The organism is Exiguobacterium sp. RIT452, assembly GCF_003598705.1.
GTDB lineage: Bacteria > Bacillota > Bacilli > Exiguobacteriales > Exiguobacteriaceae > Exiguobacterium_A > Exiguobacterium_A undae.
Window position 1 is genome coordinate 1 of record NZ_QXJB01000010.1, and the last position, 13,480, is coordinate 13,480.

General features: G+C 48.4%; 20 protein-coding genes. 1 reads left to right on the forward strand and 19 read right to left on the reverse strand.

Features of this window, described 5'->3' with window-relative positions; translation table 11 throughout:
- Positions 1 to 222: 222 nt before the first annotated feature.
- The 3 genes from D3D03_RS15360 to D3D03_RS15370 form a co-directional block, all read right to left on the reverse strand.
- The gene (locus tag D3D03_RS15360) at positions 223 to 828 is read right to left on the reverse strand and encodes a KinB-signaling pathway activation protein (protein ID WP_026834288.1); all 606 of its coding nucleotides are present in this window, start codon (positions 826 to 828) and stop codon (positions 223 to 225) included.
- A 3-nt stretch (positions 829 to 831) separates the two neighbouring features.
- Positions 832 to 1,863, reverse strand: coding sequence for a P-loop NTPase (locus D3D03_RS15365; protein ID WP_026834289.1), 1,032 nt, complete (start codon positions 1,861 to 1,863; stop codon positions 832 to 834).
- A 180-nt stretch (positions 1,864 to 2,043) separates the two neighbouring features.
- Positions 2,044 to 2,676 (reverse strand): M15 family metallopeptidase, encoded by a 633-nt coding sequence (locus D3D03_RS15370; RefSeq protein WP_026834290.1) that lies wholly within the window; start codon positions 2,674 to 2,676, stop codon positions 2,044 to 2,046.
- A 100-nt stretch (positions 2,677 to 2,776) separates the two neighbouring features.
- Between D3D03_RS15370 and D3D03_RS15375 the strand changes: the two genes are divergently transcribed.
- The gene (locus D3D03_RS15375) at positions 2,777 to 3,067 is read left to right on the forward strand and encodes a hypothetical protein (RefSeq protein WP_119924073.1); all 291 of its coding nucleotides are present in this window, start codon (positions 2,777 to 2,779) and stop codon (positions 3,065 to 3,067) included.
- A gap of 84 nt (positions 3,068 to 3,151) precedes the next feature.
- Here D3D03_RS15375 and rpsI read toward each other — a convergent pair whose 3' ends face one another.
- From rpsI to rplO, 16 genes are all read right to left on the reverse strand, one after another.
- Positions 3,152 to 3,544: a 30S ribosomal protein S9 gene (gene rpsI / locus D3D03_RS15380; RefSeq protein WP_012369042.1), complete on the reverse strand. Its 393-nt coding sequence runs from the start codon at positions 3,542 to 3,544 to the stop codon at positions 3,152 to 3,154.
- A gap of 24 nt (positions 3,545 to 3,568) precedes the next feature.
- Positions 3,569 to 4,006, reverse strand: a complete 438-nt coding sequence (gene rplM / locus D3D03_RS15385) for a 50S ribosomal protein L13 (RefSeq protein ID WP_012369041.1) — start codon at positions 4,004 to 4,006, stop codon at positions 3,569 to 3,571.
- Positions 4,007 to 4,161: 155 nt separating this feature from the next.
- Entirely contained in the window at positions 4,162 to 4,911 is a 750-nt protein-coding gene (truA, locus tag D3D03_RS15390) for a tRNA pseudouridine(38-40) synthase TruA (protein WP_026834292.1), read from the reverse strand.
- A complete protein-coding gene (locus D3D03_RS15395; RefSeq protein WP_026834293.1) occupies positions 4,911 to 5,702 on the reverse strand; it encodes an energy-coupling factor transporter transmembrane component T family protein in 792 nt (263 codons plus the stop codon). The genes truA and D3D03_RS15395 overlap by 1 nt, the downstream gene beginning before the upstream one ends.
- A complete protein-coding gene (locus D3D03_RS15400; protein ID WP_119924074.1) occupies positions 5,699 to 6,556 on the reverse strand; it encodes an energy-coupling factor transporter ATPase in 858 nt (285 codons plus the stop codon). Before D3D03_RS15400 ends, D3D03_RS15395 begins: the two co-directional genes overlap by 4 nt.
- On the reverse strand, positions 6,544 to 7,374 hold the full coding sequence (locus D3D03_RS15405; RefSeq protein ID WP_119924075.1) for an energy-coupling factor ABC transporter ATP-binding protein: 831 nt from the start codon (positions 7,372 to 7,374) through the stop codon (positions 6,544 to 6,546). The genes D3D03_RS15400 and D3D03_RS15405 overlap by 13 nt, the downstream gene beginning before the upstream one ends.
- Positions 7,375 to 7,470: 96 nt before the next feature.
- Positions 7,471 to 7,842 carry a 50S ribosomal protein L17 gene (rplQ, locus tag D3D03_RS15410; protein ID WP_012369036.1) on the reverse strand — a complete coding sequence of 124 codons (372 nt, stop codon included), beginning with the start codon at positions 7,840 to 7,842 and terminating at the stop codon, positions 7,471 to 7,473.
- A 33-nt stretch (positions 7,843 to 7,875) separates the two neighbouring features.
- Positions 7,876 to 8,820, reverse strand: coding sequence for a DNA-directed RNA polymerase subunit alpha (locus D3D03_RS15415; RefSeq protein WP_012369035.1), 945 nt, complete (start codon positions 8,818 to 8,820; stop codon positions 7,876 to 7,878).
- A gap of 137 nt (positions 8,821 to 8,957) precedes the next feature.
- The gene (gene rpsK, locus D3D03_RS15420; protein ID WP_012369034.1) at positions 8,958 to 9,353 is read right to left on the reverse strand and encodes a 30S ribosomal protein S11; all 396 of its coding nucleotides are present in this window, start codon (positions 9,351 to 9,353) and stop codon (positions 8,958 to 8,960) included.
- Positions 9,354 to 9,369: 16 nt separating this feature from the next.
- Positions 9,370 to 9,735: a 30S ribosomal protein S13 gene (rpsM, locus tag D3D03_RS15425; protein WP_012369033.1), complete on the reverse strand. Its 366-nt coding sequence runs from the start codon at positions 9,733 to 9,735 to the stop codon at positions 9,370 to 9,372.
- A gap of 20 nt (positions 9,736 to 9,755) precedes the next feature.
- Positions 9,756 to 9,869, reverse strand: coding sequence for a 50S ribosomal protein L36 (gene rpmJ / locus D3D03_RS15430; RefSeq protein ID WP_003156543.1), 114 nt, complete (start codon positions 9,867 to 9,869; stop codon positions 9,756 to 9,758).
- A 33-nt stretch (positions 9,870 to 9,902) separates the two neighbouring features.
- Complete coding sequence (gene infA / locus D3D03_RS15435) at positions 9,903 to 10,121, reverse strand: translation initiation factor IF-1 (protein WP_012369032.1); 219 nt, start codon at positions 10,119 to 10,121, stop codon at positions 9,903 to 9,905.
- A gap of 150 nt (positions 10,122 to 10,271) precedes the next feature.
- Positions 10,272 to 11,024, reverse strand: coding sequence for a type I methionyl aminopeptidase (gene map / locus D3D03_RS15440; RefSeq protein WP_026834296.1), 753 nt, complete (start codon positions 11,022 to 11,024; stop codon positions 10,272 to 10,274).
- Positions 11,024 to 11,671 (reverse strand): adenylate kinase, encoded by a 648-nt coding sequence (locus tag D3D03_RS15445; protein ID WP_026834297.1) that lies wholly within the window; start codon positions 11,669 to 11,671, stop codon positions 11,024 to 11,026. Before D3D03_RS15445 ends, map begins: the two co-directional genes overlap by 1 nt.
- Positions 11,672 to 11,743: 72 nt before the next feature.
- Positions 11,744 to 13,033, reverse strand: a complete 1,290-nt coding sequence (secY, locus tag D3D03_RS15450) for a preprotein translocase subunit SecY (RefSeq protein WP_026834298.1) — start codon at positions 13,031 to 13,033, stop codon at positions 11,744 to 11,746.
- Entirely contained in the window at positions 13,033 to 13,473 is a 441-nt protein-coding gene (rplO, locus tag D3D03_RS15455) for a 50S ribosomal protein L15 (RefSeq protein WP_012369028.1), read from the reverse strand. The genes secY and rplO overlap by 1 nt, the downstream gene beginning before the upstream one ends.
- Between the last annotated feature and the right edge of the window lie 7 nt (positions 13,474 to 13,480).

Sequence of the window (13,480 nt, forward strand, 5' to 3'; positions counted from 1 at the left end):
TCGTTTGACGACTTTTAAATCTTACAGTAAAGTATTAACTGGTGTCAATAACTTTTTTCATAGGTTTTTTTCGTTTCCGACGTGTCTGTGTGGCGTGTGCCTCAGCGACATGTATTAATATATCAACTCTTGTTTTTTACGTCAACTGTTTTTCTAAAAAAATATTAAAAAAAGATGGACGCCGCTCTGACCGGATCAAACGGTAGAACGGCGCCCTTTCTTTTATGCTCTTTTTTCAGACGTTGCGTTAGCTGAATTCGGTTTTTCCTGTAACCGATGTAACATCAAAATCTGATAGGCGTTACAAACGAGTAGTGTGGCGAGTGCCGCCCACAACATCCGTTTATCCTGTGTCGCCTGAAGTGCCGGCACCCATTCAATTAATGTGATGACCGTCATCAGAAACAAGGTCGGGATGAAAGCCGTGAAATTCGTTTCCCGTGCTTTCGTCCGGGCTACGAGGAAGGCGATGAACAACAGAACGACCATTTCCCCGATGTACAAGTTCGTCTTCTCAAACCCAAATGCCAGACCGCGTAAATAGATGCCGTCAAACAAGGCAAACGCAATCAAGACAATTTGGACCCGGTTCCACAATCTCGCGCCCCGGAAGATATCAAGCCCCACCCGGTGCAGGATCAGGTACGAAAAGAATCCCATCAGGCTGATGGCAGTCCATGTGCTGCTGTAAGCCAGTGCGGTGACATATCCGCTGATCGATTGGTTCCGGATATATCCTGGTTCAGCAACAAGGTTAAACACGAAGCCGGCGAGCGTCCCGATGAGGAGCGTCATCCAAAACAGCTTCAAAAATCCTCTAGTCTTCATTCATTATCCCTCTACTTTTTCGATGACACGCGTTGCGAGTTCATTATAGTGTGTTTCAAATGGATGGCCGTCACGATAAATCGACGGTGCAAAATCCGTCTCGTTCGCATACGGTTGACCAAGTGGAATCTTAGCTAGGATATCTGTTTTCAGCGCTTCTGACAACTTCTCTCCGCCACCCGAACCAAAGACATACTCTCTTTCGCCTGTCTTCTGACTTTCGAAATACGCCATGTTCTCGATAATTCCGAGCAGACGGTGGTTTGTTTTGATCGCCATCGCCCCGGCGCGTGCTGCAACAAATGCCGCAGTCGCATGCGGTGTCGTGACGATTAATTCCTGGCAACTCGGCAGCATCGAATGGATATCAAGTGCCACATCACCGGTGCCTGGAGGTAAATCAAGCAACAGATAATCCAGTTCGCCCCACTCGACGTCCGAGAAGAAGTTGTTTAACATCTTCCCGAGCATTGGACCACGCCAGATGACAGGTGCATTGTCTTCGACGAAGAAGCCCATGGAGATGACTTTGACACCAAACCGTTCAGGCGGAACGATCCGGTCATTGACGACCGTCGGACGGGTTTCGATTCCCATCATGTCCGGGACGCTGAATCCGTAGATGTCCGCATCAATCAAACCAACCTTTTTCCCTGCCCGGGCGAGTGCCACTGCCAAGTTGACGGAAACAGTTGATTTTCCGACGCCCCCTTTACCGGAAGCAATCGCGATGAAGGTCGTACCCGACTCCGGTTTGAGAATCGACGGCGTCGTGGCCGCTTGGATCCCGTGATCACCGAGTGCCTCAAAACGTAAGCCGACCGTCTTGAATCCTTTTTCCTTTAATTCTTTGACAATCTGTTGCTGTAACGTCAACTGTTCACCGGAACCCGCTTGAGCAAGGGCGATTTTCAGACTGACATAATCCCCCTTGATGCGGACATCCCGAATCCCGTTCGTATCTGAAAGCGAGCGTTCAATCGTCGGATCGATCAATTGCCCGACCACCTCGCGAATTTCTTGTTCATTCAACATAGTGCCTTCCCCCTGAGAACGTTCGATTTAATCCATTTCAGTATAACAAAAATAAGATAGCGCTTGCACATTTCGGCTCATAAAGGATGACATTTCCTTGTCGACCCGGAAGAATCGGTCCAGCAGCTTTAAAAAAAGAGATCTCCTCCGCGCTGTCGCTAAAAGGGATCTCCCGATTTGTTAAAACATTCGATTCCAGGTTGCCGGTCCGACGACTCCGTCAACCGCTAATCCTTGGCGTGCTTGGTAGGCACGGACCTTTTCAACCGTCTCTGCATCAAATCGTTTCGTGACGGTTGCCTTGACCGCCCGCTGAATCCGCTCGATGTCCCGGCTGTTCATCTGGACGGCCCCTCGATAGAGCGGTTGTCCCGGATAAGGCACCAAAACATCCGTCGTCACTTTATTTAACTCAAAGTGCGGGTAATCTTTAAATCCACTCCAGTCTCCGCCCCAGGAAAACCCTTGCCGTTTCATTGCCTGGACGATTTGTTGAAAGTTGGCATCGGTATTAAAGATCGCTTCCATTCCGTCCATGGAGTATTGAAACAGATCAACGGCAATCCCGCGGTTATGATTCGATTGCCCTCCACGGGCATTCGTGACAATCGCTCCCGGCGTCGTTCGTCCTTGCGCATAGAGTTTCTCCTGCTCGGCATAGGACCGGAAGCCTTGGGCCACCCCGACATAAATTCCTTTGACATGAAGCTCCCGGATGACTTGGCGTGTCTTTCGGGCGACTTCCGGCGAGAGTCCGGGAACATCCAGTTTTCGATTGGCCCGCTCGAGCAACCAACTGACTGATAGTGTCATCTTTCACCACACTCCTTTCTCCTCTGTTCCCGAAAACAGAATCCGGTATACTTGATGATGGACTTGTCCTCACCAAGCATTCGGAAAAAGGAGTTTTTTGATGAAAAAAATGTTCGCCTTCGCGGGCATCTTGACCGTTCTCTTACATATCGGTTATGCGTTCTACTTTTATACGTCGTATGAAGCGAACGCGACTTATCAGCCCGCTCTCCCTGAAAACAGCACCGTATTAAGTCAGGATACATCATTTGTCGGAAAGGTCGGTTCGCAAACTGCGTTTGATCCGGCTGCTTTTTTACAGGATCTGTTCCTGTGGAGTGTACCGCTCACGTTCGTTGGCCTGTTATTGCTTTTCTTATTGATACGCCGGATTCGTCGGCACATATCTTAAAAACCGCTTCTTGACCATTTCCGGTCAAGAAGCGGTTTTTTAAACAAAAAAATCTCCCACCCGTAAGGATGAGAGATAAAACGATTAACGTTTTGAGAACTGAGGTGCACGACGTGCTGCTTTAAGACCGTATTTTTTACGTTCTTTCATACGAGCATCGCGTGTGAGGAAACCTTTAGCTTTAAGTGTGCCACGGAAGTCTGGATCCGCTTGAAGAAGAGCACGTGAGATACCGTGACGGATTGCGCCTGCTTGACCAGTGAAGCCGCCGCCTTTAACCGTTACCATGATATCGTATTTGCCTTCTGTTTCTGTGAGTACAAGTGGTTCTTTTGCAGTCATGATTAAAGTTTCATAACCGAAGTATTCGCTGATATCGCGCCCGTTAACTGTGACTTTACCGTCTCCAGCAACGAGGAAAACGCGAGCTGCCGCGTGTTTACGGCGACCAGTGCCGTAGTAACGTACATCTGCCATCGTGTAGTTCCTCCTAAATTCGTATTAACCGCGAAGTTCGTAAACTTCTGGTTGTTGTGCTTCTTGCTTATGAGTATCTCCAGCGTAAACGTGGAGTTTGTTGAACATTTGACGACCGAGGCTACCTTTTGGAAGCATCCCTTTGATCGCGAGTTCAAGCATACGCTCAGGTTTGTTAGCGAGTAAGTCGCGTGCGACAGTCTGCTTCAAGCCGCCTGGATGACCAGAGTGACGGTAGTAGACCTTTTTGTCGAGTTTGTTACCAGTTAAAACGATTTTCTCAACGTTGATGAGGATAACGTGATCCCCACAGTCAACGTGTGGTGTGAACGTAGGTTTGTGCTTACCGCGGAGAAGTGAAGCCACTTCGCTCGAAAGACGACCGAGTGTTTTGCCTTCTGCGTCGATAAGGAGCCATTTGCGTTCTACATCAGTAGCTTTCGCCATGAAAGTTGTGCGCATGTAAAATACCTCCTAAGGAATTTAAAAATTTCTTTTTTGATTTTTCATTTATTCACTGTTTGAATCTATCAGAATCTTAGGTGTACGGGGCTAAGATTGTGGTTTCATAATAAATGAAATGCCAATAAACATTGTATGTTTTTTAGCGGCTAATGTCAAATGCCTTTTTTAGACTCTGGATAGAAAACTTCCCAAAGGTATAACCCGTGCGGTGGTGCCGTCACACCAGCGACGTTTCGATCCTTCGCTTCGAGCATCCGTTTGATGTCTTCCGGTGCAAAACGCCCGCGTCCGACATCAAGCAACGTGCCGACCATGATACGGATCTGATTGTAGAGAAAGCCGCTTCCCCGGAAACGGAAAATCAGTTCTTCCCCTTGTTCAATCAGCTCTGCCTCATAAATCGTCCGAACACGATTGTCCGTCTCTGTCTTCGCGACACAGAACGAACTGAAGTCATGAGTCCCGATTAAATGCGCCAGTCCCAGACGAACTTGCGCCACATCGAGCGAATACGGAATCAGCACGGATTGATGACGCCGAAACGCATCTTCCGTCTGACGCACGAAGTACCGGTATTCTTTCCCTACTACATCATACCTTGCTTCGAAGTCAGAAGCGACCTCTATACAGTCACGAATTCGAATATCGTCCGGTAATAACGTATTTAGGGCCTTCACCATGCTTGCGGGTGCAATCGACAGTTCCGTATCAAAATGGATCACCTGCCCCTGTGCGTGCACACGGGCGTCTGTACGCCCGGAACCGATAACCTTGACCGGGTGCTTATGCATCCGCTCAAGCGTCTTCTCGAGGACTTCCTGGATCGTCAGACCGTTTGGCTGCACTTGATAACCGGAATAGTCCGTTCCGTCATACTGAATCGTACATTTAAAACGTCGCATCAAAATCCTCCCCGTAAATAGACTAGAAGCAATCCGATGACGACCAGAAGTATCATCAGTCCGGTATCACGGCCTGTCCATTTTGACTCACGGAGCCGTGTCCGCCCTTCTCCGCCCCGGTATCCCCGGGCTTCCATCGCTGTTGCGAGATCCTCCGCCCGTTTAAAGGCCGAGATGAAGAGTGGGATCAGCAGCGGAATGATTGCCCGCAAACGTTCTTTGATCGGACCTGCCGACAAGTCGACGCCGCGTGCCTGCTGTGCCTTCATGATCTTTTCCGTCTCTTCTGCCAACGTCGGCAGGAAACGGAGTGAAATCGACAACATCAAGGCAATCTCGTGCGTCGGTACCCGGACGATCTTAAACGGTTTGAGTAACAACTCAATCGCGTCTGTCAGTTCAATCGGCGACGTCGTCAACGTGACGAGTGTCGTGATCGACACCAAATAGAAGAACCGGAGCGAGACGATGATGGCGAGACGCAATCCTTCTTCGTAAATCTTGAACCAGCCCAGTTCAATCAGAACGGCCCCTTCCCGGGTAAACAGCAGCTGGATGATAAACGTGAAGACGATTAAAAATAAAATCGGCCGCAAGCCTTTTAAGACGTAACGGATTGGCAGTTTACTGCTTGCCAGTGCCAAGAATGTAAACACAAGCAAAAAGACATTCGTTGCCGTATTGTTCGCCAGAAACACGAGCGGAATGAAACAAAAGGCAAAAATGATTTTCGCGACAGCCGACGAACGGTGTAAATACGATGTACCTGGTATATGTTGACCGACGATCATCGTGTTCCCCCCCGTACGTGTAAAATCCACTCAATCAGTTCAGCTTCTGTCTGAAGCGCCGGACGCGTCAGCTTCAACTGATCCGCCATTTGCCAGGCAAACGCCAAGACGTGTGGTAAATCGAGATGGAACTGGCGCAATAACGTTTCTTGACGGAATAGACCCATTGGTTCTCCATCGTAGGCGACTTGCCCATCCTCCATCACGACGACCCGGTTTGTATACTCAAGGACCTGATCCATATCATGTGTGATCAACAGCAACGTCATTCCTGCTTGGGCATGCAATTCGGCAAACAGACGCAACATCTGCTTTCGTCCTTGCGGATCGAGCCCGGCAGTTGGTTCATCGACGATCAACACGTCTGGTTGACTAGCGAGTACGCCCGCAATCGCAACACGCCTCATTTGCCCACCAGACAGGTCAAACGGCGAACGTGACCAGAATACTTCATCCAGTCCGACGGTACGTAATGCATCTTTTGCCAACCGCTCTGCTTCCGCCGGTTCATGACCGAAGTTCATCGGTCCAAACATGACATCCTTCAAGACGGTTTCTTCAAACAATTGATATTCCGGATATTGGAACACAAGACCGACCCGTTTACGTAACGCTTTTAAATCTTGTTTTCGTTTGGGTTCGATGATGATGTCATCGACCTGTACCTTCCCGGCAGTCGGCTTCAACAACCCGTTGATGTGTTGGACGAGCGTCGATTTTCCGGAACCGGTATGCCCCACAAACGCAACAAGCGCCCCTGACGGAATCTCAAGATTCACATCACGCAGCGCGACTCGTTCAAACGGACTATTGAGTTGGTACGTATAATTTAATTCCTGGATTAAGATTGGCATAAGCGGTTCACCAAGTCTCTTTCATCTAGTATCGTGTCCGCGTAAGTAAGACCACGTGCTGAAAGTTGTTCCTGCACCCGGACGACAAACGGAACATCTAGTCCAATCTGCTCAAGAAACGCGGATTGTGCAAACACCTCTTGCGGTGTTCCTTCTAATACGATTTGACCCGCATCCATGACAATCACACGACTGGCCCGTAAGACTTCGTCGAGTTCATGTGTGATGGCAACGACGGCCATCGGATGTTGTTCATATAATTCCTGGACGGTCGACATAACCTCAGATCGTGCAATCGGATCAAGCATCGATGTTGCTTCATCGAGCACGAGAACATCAGGGCGCATCGCAAGCGCCGAGGCGATTGCGACACGCTGCTTCTGTCCGCCGGATAGTTGATGGGGTTCCCGATCAACAAAATCCGTAAGGCCAACGCGCGCTAGACTGTCGTCGATACGACGAACCATTTCCTCGCGTGGCACACCCCAATTTTCAAGGGCAAATGCCACGTCGTCGCGCACGGTCGTGCCAACAAATTGATTATCCGGATTTTGAAAGACGATTCCGATTGCGCGGCGCATCTCCCACAGTTGCTCCGGCACTGCACTCGAGAATGTCTCGTTGACAGTGACCGTTCCTTGTTCAGGAAGCAACAATCCGTTAAACAACTTTGTCAGCGTTGATTTTCCAGAGCCGTTGTGTCCAACGATCGCGACCCATTCCTGCGAATGAATCGAAAGAGAGACATCGCGTAAGGCTGGTTGTTCTTGTTCCGGGTAACGGTATGTCACCTGTTCCAGCTCAATCAGCTTTGTCATGTCTGCTCCTCCTTCATCAAATCAAAATAATTTCATTTGTAACAAAAGGGCAGAAGCGAGTTACGCACTGCCCTTTTTATCCGAATCATTTAAAAATTAAACGAGTTCGATGATGACCATTTCTGCGCCGTCACCACGACGTGGTCCCATTTTCATGATACGTGTGTAACCACCTTGACGCTCAGCAAAACGTGGAGCAACATCAGCAAACAACTTTTGGATTGCATCTTGTGTTTTACCAGCTTCGTTTTGACCAGCAGCTTCGCGACGAACGAACGATGCAACTTGACGACGAGCGTGGAGATCACCGCGTTTACCTAAAGTGATGAGTTTCTCAACGACTGGACGAAGTTCCTTCGCTTTTTGTTCTGTAGTTTGGATACGCTCATTGATGATGAGATCAGTCGCAAGGTCACGCAAAAGTGCCTTACGTTGTGAGCTTGTACGGCCTAATTTCGAGTATGCCATGGATGGATTCCCTCCTTCGTGCAATTAATAGTTTTAGTCTTCTTTACGTAGGCCCAGTCCGAGTTCATCGAGTTTCGCTTGAACTTCTTCGAGTGATTTACGTCCGAGGTTACGAACTTTCATCATCTCGTCTTCGCTCTTGTTCGCGAGTTCTTGAACCGTATTGATGCCGGCACGTTTCAAACAGTTGTACGAACGAACTGAAAGATCGAGTTCTTCGATCGTCATTTCAAGTACTTTTTCTTTTTGATCTTCTTCCTTTTCGACCATGATTTCGGCATGGAGCGCTTCGTCCGTAAGACCAACAAAGATGTTTAAGTGTTCTGTCATGATTTTTGCACCGAGTGACACTGCTTCTTCAGGGCGGATTGAACCGTCCGTCCAAACATCAAGCGTCAACTTATCGAAGCTCGCATCTTGACCAACACGTGTTTTTTCAACTTGATAGTTTACACGTTGAATTGGCGTGTAAATCGAGTCAATTGGGATTACACCGATTGGCATATCGTCCCGTTTGTTATCTTCAGCCTGAACGTAACCACGGCCACGACGAGCTGTCAGACGCATATGAAGTGATGCACCTTCTGCAAGTGTTGCGATGTGCAGTTCTGGGTTGAGGATTTCGACGTCGCTGTCATGCGTAATGTTCGCAGCAGTAACAACGCCAGCGCCTTGAATATCGATCTCAAGTGTTTTCTCTTCTTCCGAGTAAACTTTGAGGGCGAGTTTCTTGAGGTTCAAGATGATTTGGGTAACGTCTTCTACAACGCCATCAATCGTCGAGAACTCATGAAGAACGCCATCGATTTGGACTGCAGTGACTGCAGCACCCGGAAGTGAAGATAATAGGATACGACGCAATGAGTTACCAAGCGTTGTACCGAATCCACGCTCAAGCGGTTCTACCACGAATTTACCAAACGTAGCGTTGTCGCTTAATTCGACCGTTTCAATCTTCGGCTTTTCGATTTCGATCATCTGAACCCCTCCTTGAATATCGTCATGTTGGCCATCGCGTTCAATCGCCAACCGTCTTGTGCACGTTTCTACTGCCTTGCTTGGTCATACGATCAACAAAAGTCTACTCGAATTCCCGCTTTGCAGTACAAGACGGGTTACACGCGACGACGTTTTGGAGGGCGGCAACCGTTGTGTGGAACTGGAGTTACGTCACGGATCGCTGTTACTTCAAGACCGATTGCTTGGAGCGCACGGATTGCAGCTTCACGACCTGCACCAGGACCTTTAACGTTAACTTCTACAGTACGCATACCGTTATCCATTGCTGTTTTCGCAGCAGTTTCAGAAGCGAGTTGCGCAGCAAATGGAGTTGATTTACGTGAGCCTTTGAAGCCCATGTTTCCTGCAGTTGCCCAAGAGATTGCATTCCCTTGCATGTCAGTGATCGTAACGATTGTGTTGTTGAATGTTGAACGGATATGCACGATACCAGATTCAATATTCTTTTTGACTTTACGTTTACTACGAACATTCTGTTTACGTTTTGCCATCTTAGTTTACCCTCCCTTACTTCTTCTTGTTCGCTACTGTACGGCGTGGGCCTTTACGAGTACGCGAGTTGTTTTTAGTGTTTTGACCACGAACTGGAAGACCACGACGGTGACGAACACCACGGTAGCAACCGATTTCGATCAAACGTTTGATGTTGAGTGAGATTTCACGACGAAGGTCACCCTCAACTTTTACTTTATCTAATCCATCACGGAGTTGGTTGAGTTGTTCTTCAGTCAATTCACGAGTACGAGTATCTTCAGAGATACCAGCTTCTTTCAAGACTTTCTGAGCAGTCGTTTTACCAACACCATAGATGTAAGTGAGTGAGATAACGATGCGTTTCTCACGTGGAATATCTACACCAGCAATACGTGCCATGTGTGCACCTCCTTGTTTAATTACCCTTGTTTTTGTTTATGCTTAGGGTTTTCGCAAATAACCATTACTTTGCCTTTACGGCGGATAACTTTACACTTTTCACAGATCGGTTTAACCGAAGGTCTTACTTTCATTGTGAATACCTCCTCCTGAAAAAATCGGAGTTTTTATTTGAAACGGTATGTGATCCGTCCGCGAGTCAAGTCGTATGGTGACAACTCAACTGTTACTTTATCTCCTGGCAGGATCCGAATGAAGTGCATCCGAATTTTCCCTGAGACGTGCGCGAGGACCGTGTGGCCGTTTTCTAACTCCACCTTAAACATCGCGTTTGGAAGCGGTTCGATAACCGTACCTTCCACTTCGATTACATCTTGTTTCGCCATCAATTATACCCCTTTCTCTATAAAGTTGATTGGGAGCCCAGACGATTTGTAGCGCTTAGGGGCTTTCTACAGTAGCCGTGAGAGAATCATCGGTCACAAACACGAGTGGATAGCGGCTTATAGAAAGGTGACACCAATAACGCGCACAGCTCACTCTGCATCGACCGTTAAGATCTCGTAGCCTTCGTCTGTGATGGCGATGGTGTGCTCAAAGTGGGCGCACATGCTACCGTCCACTGTCACTACCGTCCAATTGTCCGATAGCGTGCGAACATAGCGTTTCCCGACATTCACCATTGGCTCAATCGCCAAGGTCATGCCGGTTTTCAGGCGCGGCCCTTTCCCCGGTGGTCCATAATGTGGAATTTGCGGATCTTCATGCAAATTTTGTCCCACGCCGTGGCCCACATATTCGCGGACTACAGAAAAATTCGCAGCTTCAACATGTGACTGAATCGCATGCGAAATATCTGTCAGGTGCACGCCGGCTTTGGCGCGCTCCAATCCTTTATACAGAGATTCTTCAGTTACGTCAAGTAACCGCTTCGTCTCTTCAGAGATTGTACCTACCGGATATGTCCAGGCTGAATCTCCGTGATATCCGTTATACTCCGCCCCGATATCAATCGAGATGATGTCTCCATCGTGGAGTACGCGGTCACCCGGAATACCATGGACAAGTTCTTCATTTACCGACGCACAGATGCTGCCAGTAAACCCATTATAACCTTTAAACGATGGTGTTGCCCCTTGACTTCGAATATACCGTTCAGCAATCGCATCGAGTTGCCCCGTTGTGATCCCTGGACGAATATGAGCTTTCAACTCTTTATGCGTCCGGGCGACGATTTGTCCCGCCTTCCGCATAATATCGATTTCACGCGGCGCTTTCGTAATGATCATTACTGACCACCAAGAAGTGCTTGAACATCGGAATAAACTTCATTAATCGGACGATCACCGTCCAAATTACGAAGATACCCTTTTTCAGCGTAAAAGTCAATCAAAGGTTGCGCTTGTGCGACGTTGACTTCAAGACGACGGCGAACCGTTTCTTCTTGATCATCTTCACGTTGAACAAGTGCTGATCCGTCGATATCACAGACACCCTCCACTTTTGGTGGGTTGTAGATGACGTGATACGTTGCTCCACATGTCGGACAAATCCGGCGGCCTGTCAAACGAGGGACAAGTTTCTCCGGGTTCACACCGATGTGAATGACGTGATCGATTTGTTTGTTTAGATCCGCAAGCAATGCCTCAAGAGCGTCTGCTTGTTTCACTGTGCGTGGGAAACCGTCAAGAAGAAAACCATTTGCACAGTCTTCTTTGGCGAGACGCTCACGTACGATGCCGATTGTGACTTCGTCCGGAACGAGTTCCCCTTTATCCATGTACGATTTCGCTTCCTGCCCGAGCGGTGTTTGATCTTTGATCGCCGCGCGGAACATGTCGCCTGTCGAGATGTGTGGAATGGCGTAGTCTTCGATAATTTTCGCAGCCTGCGTCCCTTTTCCAGCACCCGGCAAGCCCATCAATACAAGATTCATGTCGGTAGCCTCCACTTCTATAGACTCTATAGACACAACAGAAAGGAAAGGGATGGTCCCCTTCCTCCCGCCTTATCGGATAAAGCCTTTGTAGTGTCGTTTAACCAGTTGACTTTCAATCTGTTTCATCGTCTCAAGACCTACACCGATGACGATCAACAAGCTTGTTCCACCAATCTGCACCGAGTTCGGTAAACCAGCGAACTTAATAAAGAACGTTGGTGTTACCGCGATGACAGCAAGGAAGAGTGAACCGAAGAATGTCAGACGGTATAGGATCTTCGTGATGTATTGTTCCGTTTGCTTACCAGGACGAATACCAGGAATGTATCCGCCTTGTTTTTGAAGGTTCTCTGCCATTTGTTCCGGATTGACCTGAACGAATGTATAGAAGTACGAGAATGCGATGATGAGCGCCACATAAATCGACATACCGATTGGACTCGTATAGTCGAAAATGTCACGGATCTTCGTCGCGTTCTCCGGACTTGCAAAGAAACTTGCAACCGTTGGTGGAGTCACCATAAACGATACAGCGAAGATAACTGGGATAACACCAGCAGCGTTAAGCTTAATCGGCAAGTGTGTCGATTGGCCGCCGACTGGTGCACGGTTCACCGTACGCTTGGCGTACTGAATCGGAATCTTCCGGGCAGCTTGCTGCACATAGATGACACCGACGATGACCGCGATGATGATTAAAAGCAACAGTACGATATAAAGCACATTGACAAACAAAGCATCCCCTGCATTTTGGAGCTTTGTTTCATAGATCTGACGGAATGCGTTCGGGAAGCCCGCGACGATCCCAGCGAAGATGATCATTGATATCCCGTTACCAATGCCCTTCTCCGTGATGAGTTCACCGAGGAACATCAAGAATGCGGTACCCGCCGTCAAAACAAGTGCAATCATCACGTACGTCCAGGTGCCAAAATCTTCATTGACAAGACCTGGGTAGATACGGTTAAATCCAAGCGCGATTCCAAACGCTTGGACTAAGCCGAGTACGATCGTTCCATAGCGCGTTACCGTTGCTAACTTCTTACGGCCCGCCTCTCCTTGTTTTGCCCATTCGGCAAACTTTGGAACAACGTCCATCTGTAAGAGTTGGACAACGATCGAGGCCGTGATATACGGCATGATTCCCATCGCAAAGAGTGAGAAATTCTGCAAAGCATTCCCGCCGAAGGAGTTCAAGAAGCCAAGAATACCATTCTCGTCAATCTTGAATACTTCAGTGTTTACCATTGGGACTGGGATATGTGCACCGATACGGAACACGATAATCAGAGCCAAGGTAAAGAGAATGCGCCGACGGATGTCGGCTACGCGCCACATATTGGAGATCGCTTGAAACATTAGATCACCTCAACCGTACCGCCGGCAGCTTCGATCGCTTGCTTCGCAGCTTCGGAGAACTTGTGAGCTTTTACTGTCAGTTTCTTTTCAATCTTACCGTTAGAAAGGATCTTCACGCCATCCTTCATACCTTTGACTGCGCGAGTCTCGATAAGAAGTTCTGGTGTTACTTCCGTTCCATCTTCAAAACGGTTAAGTGTGTCAAGGTTGATAACCGCGAACTCTTTACGAGTTGGGTTGTTGAAGCCGCGTTTTGGTAAACGACGGAAAAGTGGGTTTTGTCCACCTTCGAAACCTGGACGAACACCACCGCCTGAACGAGCTTTTTGACCTTTGTGACCACGGCCAGAAGTCTTACCGTTACCAGAAGACATACCGCGACCTACACGGTTGCGTTCTGAACGTGAACCAGCAGCTGGTTTCAATTCATGGAGTTTCATAGTGGGG